The 15,522-nt window shown below is 47.9% G+C and carries 17 protein-coding genes; 7 read left to right on the forward strand and 10 right to left on the reverse strand.

Features of this window, described 5'->3' with window-relative positions; genetic code table 11:
• The first annotated feature begins 131 nt into the window (after nt 1-131).
• Complete coding sequence (locus LACPH_RS04125) at nt 132-1,199, forward strand: competence protein CoiA (RefSeq protein ID WP_306387681.1); 1,068 nt, start codon at nt 132-134, stop codon at nt 1,197-1,199.
• 245 nt (nt 1,200-1,444) lie between these two features.
• On the opposite strand, the gene LACPH_RS04130 is transcribed toward LACPH_RS04125, so the two are convergent.
• On the reverse strand, nt 1,445-2,080 hold the full coding sequence (locus tag LACPH_RS04130; RefSeq protein ID WP_274784578.1) for a DsbA family protein: 636 nt from the start codon (nt 2,078-2,080) through the stop codon (nt 1,445-1,447).
• A gap of 69 nt (nt 2,081-2,149) precedes the next feature.
• Nucleotides 2,150-2,743, reverse strand: coding sequence for a CYTH domain-containing protein (locus tag LACPH_RS04135; RefSeq protein ID WP_274784579.1), 594 nt, complete (start codon nt 2,741-2,743; stop codon nt 2,150-2,152).
• Nucleotides 2,744-2,909: 166 nt separating this feature from the next.
• Between LACPH_RS04135 and yjbM the strand changes: the two genes are divergently transcribed.
• From yjbM to LACPH_RS04150, 3 genes are read left to right on the forward strand one after another with little or no spacing between them, the layout of a single operon-like run.
• Entirely contained in the window at nt 2,910-3,587 is a 678-nt protein-coding gene (yjbM, locus tag LACPH_RS04140) for a GTP diphosphokinase (RefSeq protein WP_010489529.1), read from the forward strand.
• 1 nt (nt 3,588) lies between these two features.
• Nucleotides 3,589-4,386, forward strand: coding sequence for an NAD kinase (locus tag LACPH_RS04145; protein WP_010489527.1), 798 nt, complete (start codon nt 3,589-3,591; stop codon nt 4,384-4,386).
• A complete protein-coding gene (locus LACPH_RS04150; RefSeq protein ID WP_274784580.1) occupies nt 4,386-5,288 on the forward strand; it encodes an RluA family pseudouridine synthase in 903 nt (300 codons plus the stop codon). Before LACPH_RS04145 ends, LACPH_RS04150 begins: the two co-directional genes overlap by 1 nt.
• Nucleotides 5,289-5,392: 104 nt before the next feature.
• Here the strand turns inward: LACPH_RS04150 and LACPH_RS04155 are convergent, their stop codons facing one another.
• From LACPH_RS04155 to LACPH_RS04165, 3 genes are all read right to left on the reverse strand, one after another.
• Nucleotides 5,393-6,451, reverse strand: a complete 1,059-nt coding sequence (locus tag LACPH_RS04155; RefSeq protein WP_274784588.1) for an FAD:protein FMN transferase — start codon at nt 6,449-6,451, stop codon at nt 5,393-5,395.
• Between the two features lie 217 nt (nt 6,452-6,668).
• A complete protein-coding gene (locus LACPH_RS04160; protein WP_274784581.1) occupies nt 6,669-7,304 on the reverse strand; it encodes a copper homeostasis protein CutC in 636 nt (211 codons plus the stop codon).
• Nucleotides 7,305-7,324: 20 nt separating this feature from the next.
• Nucleotides 7,325-8,143 (reverse strand): undecaprenyl-diphosphate phosphatase, encoded by an 819-nt coding sequence (locus tag LACPH_RS04165; RefSeq protein ID WP_025012504.1) that lies wholly within the window; start codon nt 8,141-8,143, stop codon nt 7,325-7,327.
• A 57-nt stretch (nt 8,144-8,200) separates the two neighbouring features.
• Here LACPH_RS04165 and LACPH_RS04170 point away from each other — a divergent pair, with 57 nt between their 5' ends.
• Nucleotides 8,201-8,335: a hypothetical protein gene (locus LACPH_RS04170; protein ID WP_306387267.1), complete on the forward strand. Its 135-nt coding sequence runs from the start codon at nt 8,201-8,203 to the stop codon at nt 8,333-8,335.
• A gap of 28 nt (nt 8,336-8,363) precedes the next feature.
• Here the strand turns inward: LACPH_RS04170 and LACPH_RS04175 are convergent, their stop codons facing one another.
• Nucleotides 8,364-9,404: a lactonase family protein gene (locus tag LACPH_RS04175; protein ID WP_306387268.1), complete on the reverse strand. Its 1,041-nt coding sequence runs from the start codon at nt 9,402-9,404 to the stop codon at nt 8,364-8,366.
• Between the two features lie 267 nt (nt 9,405-9,671).
• Here LACPH_RS04175 and LACPH_RS04180 point away from each other — a divergent pair, with 267 nt between their 5' ends.
• Nucleotides 9,672-10,046: a PTS glucitol/sorbitol transporter subunit IIA gene (locus LACPH_RS04180; protein ID WP_274784583.1), complete on the forward strand. Its 375-nt coding sequence runs from the start codon at nt 9,672-9,674 to the stop codon at nt 10,044-10,046.
• A gap of 95 nt (nt 10,047-10,141) precedes the next feature.
• Here the strand turns inward: LACPH_RS04180 and rpsN are convergent, their stop codons facing one another.
• From rpsN to LACPH_RS04195, 3 genes are all read right to left on the reverse strand, one after another.
• Nucleotides 10,142-10,411, reverse strand: coding sequence for a 30S ribosomal protein S14 (rpsN, locus tag LACPH_RS04185; protein ID WP_003564153.1), 270 nt, complete (start codon nt 10,409-10,411; stop codon nt 10,142-10,144).
• 116 nt (nt 10,412-10,527) lie between these two features.
• On the reverse strand, nt 10,528-11,505 hold the full coding sequence (locus tag LACPH_RS04190) for a GMP reductase (protein WP_032958395.1): 978 nt from the start codon (nt 11,503-11,505) through the stop codon (nt 10,528-10,530).
• 194 nt (nt 11,506-11,699) lie between these two features.
• Nucleotides 11,700-12,647 (reverse strand): magnesium transporter CorA family protein, encoded by a 948-nt coding sequence (locus tag LACPH_RS04195; RefSeq protein ID WP_010489474.1) that lies wholly within the window; start codon nt 12,645-12,647, stop codon nt 11,700-11,702.
• 66 nt (nt 12,648-12,713) lie between these two features.
• Here LACPH_RS04195 and LACPH_RS04200 point away from each other — a divergent pair, with 66 nt between their 5' ends.
• Nucleotides 12,714-13,556, forward strand: coding sequence for a methyltransferase domain-containing protein (locus tag LACPH_RS04200; RefSeq protein ID WP_274784584.1), 843 nt, complete (start codon nt 12,714-12,716; stop codon nt 13,554-13,556).
• 80 nt (nt 13,557-13,636) lie between these two features.
• Here the strand turns inward: LACPH_RS04200 and LACPH_RS04205 are convergent, their stop codons facing one another.
• Nucleotides 13,637-15,094 (reverse strand): ISNCY family transposase, encoded by a 1,458-nt coding sequence (locus tag LACPH_RS04205; protein ID WP_306387269.1) that lies wholly within the window; start codon nt 15,092-15,094, stop codon nt 13,637-13,639.
• Nucleotides 15,095-15,522: the final 428 nt, after the last annotated feature.

Raw genomic sequence — 15,522 nt, forward strand, 5'->3', positions numbered from 1 at the left:
GTGTCCATTTTAACTTTGCAAAAAGTGTCTAATTCAATAGCTCGTAACCGAAATGCCTTGTCCAACCGATGATTAGCGGAGGGACAAGGCATTTTTGATTGTTGGCGTAATCTGTAGACGAGGTGAAAATGATGTTTGTAGCGTTAGACGAGAATAATCGCCGCATCACATTAACCAGTCATCAGCAGGCCCGTCAATTGGCTGGCGGTCGTTTTCATTGCCCACTTTGCCAACAGCGGGTGTTCATCAAAAATGGCGTCGTACTGCCGGCACACTTTGCTCATCGACAGCGACCAGTTGGTGAAGGCGAGCCGGAAAGTGCCGAACATCTGGCCGGGAAAAGCTGGTTGGCAACTTGGCTGCGTCAGCATGAGCGATCGGCAACACTGGAATATTATGATGCCGCGATCCGCCAGCGTGCCGATATTCTGGTTCACCAACAACCACCTAAAGTGTTGGAATTTCAGGCGAGTCCGTTGAGTATTCCTGACTTAAAGAAACGGACGACGATGTATCATCGCCGTGGCTGGCAAGTGAGTTGGATCTTAGGACGTCGGTACCACGATTCACAAGGAAAAAGACAAGCCCGCAAATTCTTGACGCTGGAAAATGAACGGTTAACGTTGTGGTATTTAAACGTACAGATCGGAACTTTGTCGCGGTTACAGCTAAAAGAAACAGGTCGGCTTTGGACGCACTATGCGCATGACCACTCGCCAAGCCAACAGTGGCAGTCCGAACCAGTTGATGGCTATCGACAGGCCAGACAAATCGCTTTAAGCTTGCAGAAGCGCGCACGTCCATGGATGAGTCTCCAAGCACAGGCGTATGAAAGGCGGCATAATTTGCAAGGTGCCCCCTGGGTGGTTCATGATCAACCGCATCCGCTGCGGCATTTTGGCGTTCCAGAATTACGGTTGCGGATTCAATGGCTACTGACATTTGAAGGCAAGAGCTTCACAGCAGCGCAAAGCCAGCGTTTCTGGGTAAGCGCGTTACCAGATATTTGGACGCCCATACTGCCAGCCGGAACGCTTGCCATGATACTTGCTGACCATTGGTTGGCGTTAATCAAAGATGCTGGCCTCATCGGTTTTGATGGTTCGCGTTATCGGTGGCGCCAATTGCCACAATGGTTTGCAGATATTGATCGGAAGCTGGCCAACATAACGCGCTTATCAGGAAAAGATTGCGGATGAGGGGGTTAGCGCTTAAATGGCCTAAACCCGGGCCATCACACTCAAGGACACTTACACTCCGGCTTCTAACCGGGCTGGCTCACGCTCATATAAAAAGGACCTTGCATGATCGCAAGGCCCCAAGTACACCATAGAACTATTCAGCTAAACTGTTTGCTGCCAGATGAAACCGATCAGCTAAGAAACCTGCCAGTTATCAAGCTAGGTCGTTTAATCGAGAAGGTGGGTGACGATGTTAGAGGCGTTTAAAAGAATCGAAAATGACCGCCCATATTTTCCGGTTGTTCAGTGAAGAATCGCGCCGGATCTGTTCTGATGAGGTCACAGAGTTGCGGAATGAGATCGGCATCACTGATTTGCTCGATTAAGACAGCATGACCGTCATCAACGGCGCGATCCGTGTCCACAATGACAAGGGAAGGGGTCTGCGTAATACCCATCTGATTGGCAGTACGCTGATCGGAATCAAACCCCATTTTGACTTCGGTGCGCTGCCGATCCTCGTAAAACATTTCATGATCTAAACGACATTTCGTCAGCATTTTGGCAACGAAGGCGGCATCGTATTGATACTGAACCAGCGGCGCGTGTTGTTGTAATCGCAACAGCAACATGCGCGCCTTCTTATTGCCTTGGTACTGGGCCGCTTTATAATCCAATGCAAGGTTATAAGCGGCACGCAACAATTGATTTCGTTTGGCAAGGCTGTGAACGTTTAATTGTTCGTACTGCATGAATTGTTCAATAATGTCCAGATTGAGAACCGGAACAAAATGAACTTTTACCTCTTGTTGGAATTTATCCAGTTGGTGTAGCAGCTTTTGTTCTGTACTCAGACAGATACTGCCAATCGGATTGAAAAAAAGAAAAATTTCTAACACGGTCTTGGCCTCCAATGTGCTGGCAACAAATTTCTACACTTACTTTATCAGAAATCGCGCAAGTAACAATTATTTAGCTTGTGAATCATGCACATGCTCATATGCACGTTGTACTTTATTGATGACAGGTTGTTTTTTTATGTGAAAATTCTGTAGCAAGTTATCGTAGAATTTTTTGGCTTCATCTAGGTTTTGATACTCCATTTCCAATTCAAAATCGGAAGTTTGGTCGATATAAAAGGTCTGATCGAGTGTTAACAAGCCAGCCGGCAGATGTGCGAGTCGTCTGGTTGTTTTGGCTTGTGTTTGCGGATGGACGCTTGCCGGGTCAATGTGGCGGGCTGCCAATGCTTGGGTGACCTGGCCGGGCTTAAGCTCACCCCGCTCAATTAAATTTTGCGCTTCCATCGATGTGAGCGGATCGGTAATTTCCTGAAGATCGCGATGTTGACTGTTGTTGGGAACCTTCAGCGTTTGCTCGGCGTGGTCGGCAAACTGGCGAATCCGCAAGCCAAGACGTGCCGCTTTGACAGCGCCGTCAGCTGTGTCATAATAGGTGTTCATTTGGGAAAAAGCCGGGTCAAACTCAAAATGATTCAAAATCGCCAGAAATGCGGTTTTGGTTAAACAAGTTTTAAATTCCTGTTCGCGGGAAATGGACATAGGTTGCCTCCAAACACAACGGCACCGGTTACATGCCAAAAATATGATAGAATGGTGGTCGTGAGTGCTGTCGTTAGCTGTTGGCAAGTCAACCGATTGAACTTGGACTTGTTGACTGACAAAACACATACCACATTATTAGTAGTTTAGTATGGGAGGGCCAGTAATGCAAAGAGACTGGGACAGTTTCTTAATGCCGTATGAACAAGCGGTCGGGGAATTAAAGATTAAATTTCGTGGCATGCGCAAACAATTTCAACAGGCCAATGAGCATACGCCCATTGAATTCGTGACGGGACGGGTTAAACCGGTCAGTTCGATTATTGAGAAGCAGAGTCGTCGGTTCATTAGCGATGAGCTTTTGGAACAGGATATGCAAGACATTGCTGGTCTGCGAATTATGTGCCAATTTGTGGAAGATATTTATCAGGTGGTCGATCTGCTTCGTCAGCGGACGGATATGAAGATCGTCGAAGAACGGGATTACGTGACCAATGTGAAACCTTCCGGCTATCGCAGCTATCATGTTGTGATTGAGTATCCGGTGCAGCTGATTCACGGCGAAAAAAAGATTCTAGCCGAGGTCCAGATTCGCACCATGTCGATGAATTTTTGGGCAACGATCGAGCACAGCCTGAATTACAAATACAATGGTGAATTTCCGGACACGTTAAAAGCCCGGCTTAAGCGAGCGGCGGAAGCTTCCTTCATGCTTGACAAGGAAATGTCCGATATTCGCGAAGAAATTCAGGAAGCCCAACATTTATTTGTTTATGGCAAGGGACAACAGCCGTATCCCGATACAACTGACGAAAAAAAGCCTGACAGTAAAAAGGATGAATAAGATGCGCGTAACGGTTTTTCATAATAGCATACCTGCCTCCATCACGGCAGCCCAAAAGTTAATTAAACTGTTAAAAAACGGCCATTTTGAACTGGATGAGCGGCACCCCGATGTTGTCATCACAATCGGCGGTGATGGCACGTTGTTGTCGGCCTTTCATCGATACGCTGACCAACTGGATACCATTCGCTTTATTGGCGTGCATACCGGTCATCTGGGATTTTACACGGATTGGCGTGATTTTGAAATTGAAGACCTTGTCATTGCCTTAAAAGAAGATTCCGGACAGAGTGTGAGCTATCCGCTTTTGGATGTTCGTGCCATGTATGCGGATGCTACGAGTGCCCATTATCTGGCGCTTAATGAATCAACTTTGAAGCGGTTGAATGGTACGATGCGGACAGAAGTTTATATTAAAGGCGATTTCTTCGAGAGTTTTCGAGGCGATGGCCTGTGTGTTTCCACGCCGACCGGTTCGACAGCTTACAGCAAGTCAAACGGCGGTGCCGTCATGCATCCGCGGTTGGACGCACTTCAGGTGACCGAAATTGCGTCGATTAATAATCGGGTGTTTCGAACGCTCAGCTCACCGATCATTACGGCGCCTGATGAATGGGTGACGCTGGAGCCGACTGGTCGGGATGATTATGTGATGACAGTCGATCAGTTCGTCATCAATCCGCCAACGATCAAACAGATTCGTTATAAGATTGCCAAAGAACGGATTCATTTTGCCCGTTATCGGCACATGCATTTTTGGGATCGGGTCGAAGATGCTTTTATTGGAGCGAAACATTAATGCGTTTTGAATGGCATTACGAAGGGCCGCCGCTTAAGTTGGGGGCTTTTTTAAGACAACAGGGCTTTTCCCGTGCCCAACTCAAAAAGCTCCACTATCAAGGCGGTTTTATTTTTGTCAATAAGCGGCAACGCAATACCGCGTATGGGATTCGCACGGGCGACCGAATCCTGGTTCAAACCGCTCCCGAGCAAGCGGCAGACAGTGTTGTTCCGTACCCGCATGATCTTACGATTTGTTATGAGGATGATGATTATCTAGTCGTCAACAAACCAGCCGGCGTGGCGTCGATTCCAGCGATTGGTCGCAAGAATGACAGTATGGCCAATATGGTCAAGGCGTATTTGATTAAAACCCATGCGGAAAGTCAGGCGGTCCACGTTGTCACTAGGCTAGATCGGGATACCAGTGGTTTAATGGTATTTGCCAAGCACAGTCTGGCGCATAGTCTGCTGGATCGACAACTGCATAGTGAGGCGTTCCTGAAGCAATATGTGGCAATTGTCACTGCTAAGTCGCCGTTGCCTGCCCATGGGTGGATCGTGTTGCCGATTGGGGTGAGCCAAGGCTTTTATATGCGGCGAATCGTGAGCACGACTGGCAAGCCATCCGTGACCGAATATCGAACGCTGGCGCAGACTTCGCAGGCCGCGGCTGTGTTGGTGACGTTGCACACCGGTCGGACACACCAGATTCGGGTGCATTTTGCGGCGATCGGGCACGTGTTGTTCGGGGACGATTTGTACAGCCGGCAACGCGTCAGCTTTGAACGGCAGGCGTTGCATTGTGCCCATCTGCATTTTTGGCAGCCGCTGAAAAAGCAATGGCTGGATTTGCGGGCGCCATTGCCCAGTGATATGGCAGGGTTGGCTGAGCGGTTGCATTTACCATTACGGGGATGAGTGGAGATCCCGTTTAATAAATTCATTTTTTCGCATACAAACACGCCCAAAGTCAGTTTCAAGCGGTGACTGACTTTGGGCGTGTTTGTATTTAACGCGAACCTTTAGAAATTGCCTTTGTGGTAACCTGAGTCAGAGTCAAATTTAAATTGTTTCTTGAGTCCGTTGGTTAAGTAGATTTTTTTGTCATTGGTGATGAAAATGGCTTGGATGTGCTGACTATTTTTAGCATTCATATACTGCAAGCCATCTTTCAATCCCTTATCAAAAGCGGCATTTGACAGCGCATCGCCATCCACGCTTTTTTTGGAAACAATGGTGACTGAAGCTAGATTGTTGTCATAAGGATAGCCGGTTTTGGGATCAAAAAGGTAAATGTATTTATGGCCGTGGGAAATCAGATATTGCTCGTAAGTGCCGGCAGTGACAATCGACTCGTCACTTTCCGGAATGGTGCCGACAGCAGTGCCGCGCGCAGCAGTCGGATCTTGGATGCCCACATGCCAGTCGCGTTTGGCCCCAAGTGGCGAGTGGCCCATGACCACCACGTTACCGCCAAGATCGATAATCGCCGCGGTGACGCCGTCTTTGCGTAACACGTCGCGGACTTTATCAGCCACCCAGCCTTTAGCAATGCCGCCGAAATCAAGACGCATACCTTTTTTGGTGAGATAGGCGGTGTTGTTCTTTGAATCAAGCTTGACATCGCGCCAGTTAACCAGCGGTAATGCTTGGTCGATCTCGCTTTGCGCTGGTACCCGCGCCCCTGGTAAGCCGATTTGCCACAGATTCGTCACTGCACCGATCGCCATATCAAAACTGCCATTTGAGTTTTTGGAAAAATAATAAGCTTTCTCCAATAGCGGCATGAAGTCTTTTGGCACTTTGACCGGTTTAATGCCGGCATTGTCATTGATTTTATCAAGCACCGAACCACCGCGGGTCAGCGTCGCTTCATCGTCAACATGGTGGATCATGTCAAAACCATCTTTGAGCGCCGATTTTTTGCCTTTATCATAAATCGTCAAGGTACAAGTCGTGCCCATCACGAATTCATTTTGTGTATACGGCGTTTTGAGGTAAGTCGGCTGGGCCTTTTTCTGGCAGCCGGCTAAGGTCAAAAGTCCGAAGAATGCTAGTACACCGATAAAAATTTTTCGCATCATGCGTAACCCTCGTTTCATTTTTCCCTCTAGTATCATACCGCGCGTTATCTAAAAAGAAAAACCGGTTTAAGCTAGTTCGAAGCAGTTTATCAATGTATCAAAAAATCGGTTCCGAGACGAAAGGCGTGTTGGTGTGCCTTTTGTTCCGAGAACCGATTTTGGTGTAGCCTTATTCAATCGCGTCTAGCACAGGTGAGAAGCGATCGGGTTTGGTTTAAAATTGAATCAACTTAGTACCGTGCAATTCTTTGACGCCTAACTTGTCAGCAATCGCCGCGGCGTTTTGGCTGGTGATCCCGCCGCCGGGAAGAATCGTGATTTGATCCGCGGCGTGAGTGATCAGCGTTTGTAAATGGGAAAGAGTGGACTCGATCGGGATTGTGAGCGGTCCGCCATGCGTTAAGATGCGGTCAACATGATGAGCCGCCAGCCAGTCAATAGCGGCCGGTTGCTGGTCTTCGGGGATGGCATCAAAGGCCATGTGGAAAACCACACTCATGCCGGCACTCGCTGCAATCAGGCTGGTCATCGCGTCTTCGTCGATCAGGCCATCTGCGGTCAAGGCGCCAAAAGCCACACCGTCAACACCGAGTGCCTGGGCTTCAAACAAGTCGGCTTCCATTATTTTTAATTCGGTGTCATTGTAAACAAAGTTCCCGCTCCGTGGCCGAATCATGGTCACAAGACTGCGATCGTGTTCATGGACATATTTTGCACTTTCCGCCATAACGCCTTTCGAAACCGTTGTGCCGCCTACCGCCAGATTATCATTAAGCTCAATACGATCGGCGCCGGCAGCTAAGGCTTGGGGAATATGCGTATAATTTTCAACAGCAACTTCTCGTAACATATTAGCCTCCTATGGCATTTTTAAAGGAACATCACAAGCAACACGATAGCACCGAGCGCGATTCGGTACCAGCCAAAGGGTTTAAAGTCATGCGTCTGGACGAATTTAAGCAGCCACTTGATGGCGACGATGGCAACCAGGAATGAAACGACGGAGCCGGTTAACAAGACCATCCACTGCTCACCGGTGAAGCCGTTACCTTGCAGCAAGTACTTGCCGATTTTTAGAATCGACACCCCAACCATGGTCGGAATCGCCAAGAAGAAAGAGAACTCGGTCGCAACATAACGGGATGTACCGATTAATAAGGCCCCCAGGATCGTTGCACCGGAGCGGGAAGTGCCAGGGACAATTGACAGAACCTGGAAAAGACCGATCAACAGCGCTGTTTGGTAAGTGATGTCAGCCAATGTCGTGATGTGTGACGGTTTATTTTTGAGGTAGTTTTCAACGATGATGAACAAAACCCCGTAGACGATTAAAGTAGTGGCAACGACAAGTGGTGTATGTAAATGTTTATCCATCCAATCGTTGAGCGGCAGGCCAACGACGACGGAAGGCAAAACCGCAATGATGACTTTTGCCCATAACTGCCAGGTTGCGTTTTGTTCCTTAACGGTTGGCTTGGAAAATGGATTCAGCTTATTGAAATATAATAAAATGACGGCTAAAATTGCACCGAACTGAATGACGTATTCAAACATGTTCATGAATTCGCGTCCTTGGGACAACTTAACGACCTGATCAACCAGGTCAATGTGGCCGGTGGAACTTATCGGGAGAAATTCCGTCAGCCCTTCGACGATCCCGATAATCACGGCTTTAATAATATCAAACATAATAACCCTCCAATTCTCAATGTTAACAGTATACAAGGTTTTAGCTCGCTTGCCACATTGAAGCCGCAATTTATTGGGATCTTACAGAATCCGGTAGCAGTGGTGGTTGTGCTGGTCGAAGACGGGGACGGGGGATCTCGTCAAAAAATCGGCCAGCATTTGCTGACCGATTTCATCATATATGGTAATTAAGCAAATCCCACGCGAGTTAAAAAATCCGCTACTTATCCGCCAAGAACAAGACATTGACGGCTTCTGGTGTCGGGATGTCGCGTTGCTGTTCCGTGAGTGTACCGGTTTTCGGATCGCGGCTGTATAAGGTTCCGTTGCTGGTATTTTGATTGACGGCCAAAATGTAATGTTCAGTCAAATCAAAATTGAAGTCGCGTGGAAAGTCGCCAGCCGTGCTGATTTGCTGCAACTGCGTCAAATTGCGGCCGTCGGGGCTGACAGCAAAGACCGTTAAGCTGTTGAAACCGCGGTTAGAGACGTAAAGAAAACGTTGGTCACTGCTGAGGCGGATCGCGGCGGCACCATTGTGGTCGGTATAGTCGGCCGGGATGGTTGGCAATGTTGTAATAAGCTCAAAGCTGCCGGTAGCGGCGTCGTAGCTTAAAACACTGACTTTGCTGGATAACTCACCAAGCAGATAGGCGATTGGCTGATTGTGATTAAAGGCAATATGCCGCGGGCCAAATCCCGGTTCGGTATGGAAGACGACCGGATCGCTGAGTTTACCGGCATCGCTAACGGCATAGGTCGTCAAGGTGTCGTTACCAAGATCCACAACTGCGAGTCGCTGAAAATCTGGCGTGACTGCCGCAAAGTGGACGTGGGCGCTATCCTGTTCCGGACGAGGACCATTGCCTGAATGAACGACCTCATCCGTGGCCGTTAAACTGTGGTCGTGGTTGATTTTATAAACATTTATACGGCCTTCATGGTAGTTGCTGGCATAAACGAGCTGGCGATTTTCATCGATGGAAACATGGGCGGGTGATGAGCCGGGTGCCAAAACCCGGTTAATCAAGCGGGGAGGATTAGTATTCAGATCATAGCTGGCAACCCCGCCTTCATCACCTTCTGCATCGACGGCATATAAAATATTGTCATCGGATACCGCTAAGTAGGTCGGTGAGCCTAAATCGGAAATCAGTGGGGTAGGCGCAGCCAATTGTCCCTGAGTATCGTCAAAAGTACCTGCGTAAATACCGGCACCGCCATGGCGCGTGTAACCGCCTAATAAGAGTCTTTGCTTCATGAACCGATTGCTCCTTTCGAATTTATGTTGAGTATAGCATGTTTTGACTTTGCTTATGCTATGATATAAAGCGTGACCTGAATGGAAATAGCGGACGACCGGGCGTGGCAGCAAGATCTAGTTAGCGCACTTGGTTGGTAAGCGTTGCTTTTTCCAGGATGCCAAAGTAATTATTTTACACTTCAAGAACGTATAAAATTTTATGGTTATTTACCGTGACTGGCTTAACGAGCCGGTTCGCGCTCAACAACAATCGGAGGCTTTAACATGCAATTTAAGGCAACAGTAACGGCAATTGGCAAGGATGCATTGAGCTCTAAGGATCCCATGATTATTTTGTTTGGACCGCAAGCAACAGACGCATTACGTGATGTAGCGGTGATTCAGCAATTTGCTGATCCCGCGTCACTCGCGCAGTTTTCGATTCAAGCAGGTGATCGGATAACGATTGACGAGACAACCTTTACGATGACCTACGTCGGGCAACTGGCGATTAGCAATCTGAAAGCAATCGGGCACGTGACCTTATTGTTCCGGGATGTTCCTGCAGATAAGCCGATGCAAAACGCGATTTATCTCAAGCCTACGCACCGGCCGACCTTTAAAGTTGGCACGACCTTGCTGTACGAAACACAAGACTAGCCGAAGCAGTGGTCGCCATAACGCACCCATAAAAAAACACCTAGCACGGCTTGCTCCGCCAAGATTTGGGAGACAAGCCAGCTAGGTGTCTTTTTTTACCATGATGCCTTGCGAACGCCGGGGATCTGACCTTTATGGGCCAAATCGCGGAAGTTCAAACGCGACATCTTGAATTTACGCATGTAAGCATGTGGGCGACCATCAAGCTCATCACGACTATGGGCACGAACAGGGGACGCATTTCGCGGTAACGCCTGCAATGCGGCATAATTGTGCTCAGCCTTATACTTGGCACGCAGCGGTGCGTATTTGGCAATCGTCGCTTCAATCTTTTTTTCTTTGGCAATCTTTGACTTTTTAGCCATGTATGCTATCACTCCTTGTTTGTGGTTTGTTTTTTAACGGTTATATTCGAACAGTTCAACCCACTTAGCATAGCACAGCCGCAGTCGACTCGCAATACTTACAAAAGGTAAGCTTTTTAGTATTGGTCACCATTAAAAATTGAGTTTTTAACGATCACGTAATCAACTTTGGTTAAGGCTTCAAGGTCGCGACCACCAGCATAGGAAACAGCAGACTGCAGATCTTCCTGCATTTCTTTTAACGTGTCACCGATCTTACCCTTCACCGGCAAAAGAATCTTCTTACCTTCAACGTTATGGTGGGTACCTTTTTGATATTCCGATGCGGAACCGTAATATTCCTGGTATTCTTTGCCATCAATCGTGACGTGTTTGCCCGGTGTTTCCTCATGGCCGGCAAACAGAGAGCCGATCATGCACATGGTCGCACCAAACCGAATGGACTTGGCAATATCGCCATTGTTGCGGATGCCGCCGTCAGCGATAATCGGTTTGCGGGCAGCCTTTGCGCACCAGCGAACGGCAGCGAGCTGCCAGCCGCCGGTCCCGAAACCGGTTTTTAATTTGGTGATGCAGACTTTACCGGGGCCAATCCCGACTTTAGTTGCATCGGCACCGGCGTTTTCGAGTTCGCGGACAGCTTCGGGCGTACCCACGTTGCCGGCAATCACAAAAGCATTTGGCAGGTAGTGTTTGATATGTTGAATCATGTCAATCACAATTTGCGCATGACCATGGGCAATATCGATGGTGATATAGTCCGGGCTCAATTCATTGGCTGCCAGTGCTTCGATAAAATCGAATTCTTCATCTTTGACGCCGACACTGATTGAGGCAATCAGGCCGCGCTTCTTCATGTCGCGGACAAAATCCATGCGCCGTTCCGGTTGAAACCGGTGCATAATATAGAAGTAATCGTGTTCGGCCAGCCAGATCGCCAAAGGTTCATCAATGATGGTCTGCATATTGGCAGGAACAACCGGAATCTTAAAGGTGTGTGGGCCGAATTTCACACTGGTATCAACCTCTTTGCGTGAGCGCACCACACATTTGTTGGGAATCATTTGAATGTCTTCATAATCAAAAATCTGCATGCCGTTGTTCATCGGATTCATCCTTTCGCAAAAGCCGAACATTGTTAAGCATTTTTGGTGTTATTCAAAACACCAAGTGCTAAGATACGCGAATCAAATGTAAAAGTCAATCAAAATAGATTATTTTCTTTTTAATGTTCGGTTTTTACTTAGAGAAAAAGAAAAGCCGGTGATCCCGGCTTGGGAGGACGCGCTCAAAAGTACTTGTTGCGCCAAAATTGAAAGGCCAGAACAACGGCGAGCGCGATGGAGATGGCGATGGTGATGATCCAACTGACTTTCATATCTGCCAGCGGTAAATGGACGTTCATGCCGTAAAAAGAGAAGACCAGCGTCGGGATTGTCAGCAGAATCGAGTAGGAAGTTAAAAACTTCATGACGCCATTCATGTTATTGTTGATAATTGACGAGTAGGTATCAGCGGTTTCATTGATGATGGAATTGCTGATTTGCGCCATCTCAACTGCCTGCTGATTTTCGATAAGGGTATCTTCTAAAGAATCCTGATCGTCTTCGTTGAGATTTAACGGATTGGTTCGTTTGAGTTGTTCCAAAACATTACGATCCGTCCGAAGACTCATCATGAAGTAAACTAGGGAACGCTGGATGCCCATTAACCCATAAAGTTCTTCGTTACGCAGGTTGTGCTGAAGTTTACTTTCAATGGCTTCGCGAGCTTTGTTCAAGTCGCGCAGATAAGTTAGGTAACTAATGGAAATTTGATAAAGAATTTGAATCACGGAACGGCTTTGGTGTTCAGGGTTAAAGTTACTGATCTTGCCTTCAGAAAAAAGGCTTAGCAGCGGAATAGGTTCTTCATTGATCGTGATCACCGCGATATTGGTGATAATGATGGCTAGCGGGCCCGTTTTGTAAACGACTTTTTTGCGTGCATCCCGCGTGACGGTGGGCATATCAAAAATAAATAGGTGGCTGTCATTGTCCTCATCAAATTCGTAACGGGCACCTTCATCGGGATCAAGTCCGTACAGTAGGAAAGCCTCTGAAAGGTTGGCTTTATCCTGAAGTTGCTGACGCTCTTCCGGTGTGGGATTGACAGCATTAATCCAGACGCCGGGGCGAATACGCGATTGCGGATTCAGCTGACCGGATTTCTCATCAAAGCGATAAATTGAAAGCATGGCACGCTCCTTGGCTTTTTTCTTTTAGTTTACAACAAGCGCCAGTAATGTACAGAAGGGAAAATAATGCGAAAACGTGAAGCAAAAATTCAATTAGCCGCGCAGCAGGAGCCACTTTTTGCCTGTCCGGTTTGCGGCAACGCGATGCGGATTGAGAAGGACTCGCTGGTATGTTCCCAGGGGCATGTCCGTGATTTTAGTCGAAAAGGGACCGTGAACTTTTTAAGCCAGCAAGTCGCAACCGAATATACAGCGATGATGTTGGCAGCTAGACGGCGGATGCTTGCGGCCGGCTTGTTCAGGCCATTTTTGGATGCTATGGTAGCACATTTGCAACCGCATCAACGCTTACTGGATGTTGGCTGTGGGGAAGGCACTCCGACAGCTTACTTGGCAGAGCAAAAGCGGCAGGTGGCCGTGGGCTTTGATATCTCGGCGCCAGCGATTAATTTAGCTGGCAGTTTGGCAACGCCGGCTTTATTTGCGGTGGCTGATTTGGCCCATTTGCCGTTTGTCGATGCTGCTTTTGACACGGTGACCGATATTTTTTCGCCTGGCAACTATCAAGAATTTCGCCGGGTGTTGCGGTCGAACGGTCAGTTGTTGAAAATTATTCCGCGCGCGGGGTACCTAAAAGAACTGCGGACCGGTTTGTACGCCGGAACCGCCAAGGCAACTTACGACAATCGCCCGGTGCTGGATCGCTTTTTGGCGACTTTTCCTCAAGCAGAAATTCATCCGATTACGTATGACTTTCCGTTAGCAGCCGATCAGTTTGCTGATTTGTTAACGATGACGCCATTGTCTTGGCAGGCACCGGCTGAACGTCGCCGCGCGATGCTTGCGAATCCGCTTTCGAGCATTCACATTGAAGTCGATCTGTTAATCGTTGCACATCTTGTCAAGTAAAGGGGTGTCAAGCGATTTTCGACTTTGACAGTAAATTCCATAAAACATGCGTCCGAAAACTGGACGCGAGATGATCCTAATTAGACTTGAATCGCTTGTGAATTCTTGTATGGATATCGTTCGGCGACCAACTGTTTAACCCTTGTCCTGTTAATGCCAAGAGAATCAAGGTAATCGCGATAGTTGGCGCGGCGCCACGGATGCGTAATTGCCGGGATTTTCTTGGTTCGTTTAGGAGTTGGTGCCGCAGCTGGCGTAAGATCGAATTTGGCTGACATGAACTGTTCTTTTGGCACGCAGAAAAGGTCGTACACCTGGTCATCATCAGTGGTCATATAAAGTCTGCCCGTGAAGCTTTTGATGACTAAAACCTTCGTATGCGGGGGTAAGTAAACCAATTCGCCATTCCGGTGTGGCAGATAGCGTTTGTTATCAAAGCGAACACAATGTCCGTGGCCGATGCTGCGTTCATTGGCAATGATCAAAATATTGTCAATTTCCTTGGGTGTTAGTTGCTTATCAAACACCGACATGCTACTTTTGATGGTAGATGCGAAGCGGTCATTGTAACGCTTGATAAAGCCGACCAAAAACCGATTGGCATCTGCGATTGTGGTGATGTTATGCAACCGCAGTTCACTTGTGAGCCGATCTTGAAAAGTCTCCAGAAGACGTTCTATACGGCCTTTGGCTTGCGGAATACTGGTGACCGAAAGTTCCGTTCCAAGTGTCTGGCAGGCATAACCGAAACGTGTAAGAGGGTTCTCGGTCGAAGGTGAGCCCTCTTTTTTGTTGCTGTTAAACACGGTGCGCCGATCCGTTAGGAATTCTGCTGGAGCGCCATAATCGCGAAGGACTTGGGCAAACACATGATAATAGCCGCTGAGTGTTTCTTGTTTGGCAAAGTAGCCGCCGACAACGTTCCCGGACTGATCATCAATGGCTGCGTGTAAGGTGGTTTTTTGAGTACCAAACCAATACTCCCAGGAAGCATCCATTTGTACCTGTTCACCAGAATAATGTTTCCGAGGACGTTCTGGATGGGCTTTGATGTTTTCAACGACCTCGATGGCTGACAAGGTGGCTTCATCACGTTTGGATAGGAGCTTGGACTTCTTTTCTTTTTCTTTTAATTCACGCTTGATCCGACGTTTTGTGGCCTTGTGAGCTTTGGGTGAGAGAATGTGGTGGTGTCTGAATAAGAGCCGGAGTGAGGATTCGGAGATGGCGATTTGTTCGGCAGTGGTTAAGAACTCGTGGAAATGGGCGATGTTAAAGCCGGCGTACTTGTTCGTGTACAGATGAATGATCTGGCGTTCGAGTTGTGCGTTGCGTTTGTTGGCGGGCTCACGACCGGCATTGCCGTGAATAAAGCCATCTTTGCCTTGTTGCTTGTAAAGCTTGATCAGTCGGTAGATGGTTCGTTCGGAGCGCTTGAGCTTAACGGCTGCGCGTTGCACGGAGGTCTTACCATTGACCACTGCTTTGATGACTCGGTAACGTTCTTCTTCTTTCATTGTTAAGACAACCTTCTTCATGTGATTCCTCCTAGATGTATCTTCTAAGAGGTTACAGTTTTTGTGACACTTTGGCTAACTGCTTACTTAAGACAATATCGCTTGCGGTCGACATCGTTGCACATCTTGTCAAGTAAAGGGGTTGAAAACGGGGGTAGCCGGTGTTAATATTCTTTTAAGCTATTTATTTCGGGCTTTTATCAGGGCTAGCTTTTGGGTAATTGATAAAAGTTTGCGATAAATTACTTCACTAACGTATCGCTTCGCTGAGTGCGCTCCGAAGCAATGCGTTTTTTTGTTGCCCAAAAACGGCCTTGCTCAGAGCTTCTCGTTGTTTTGCCACTTTGGGTCATGAAACGACGGAGAAGGCGGGGTCACAAATCGTCGGAGCTGGCTATAAAATTGCGGTGATACGGGCGGACTGTGCGCTACAAGTGTGCTACACTGAA

Origin of the sequence: Lacticaseibacillus parahuelsenbergensis (assembly GCF_030770265.1) — a bacterium.
Taxonomy (GTDB): domain Bacteria; phylum Bacillota; class Bacilli; order Lactobacillales; family Lactobacillaceae; genus Lacticaseibacillus; species Lacticaseibacillus casei.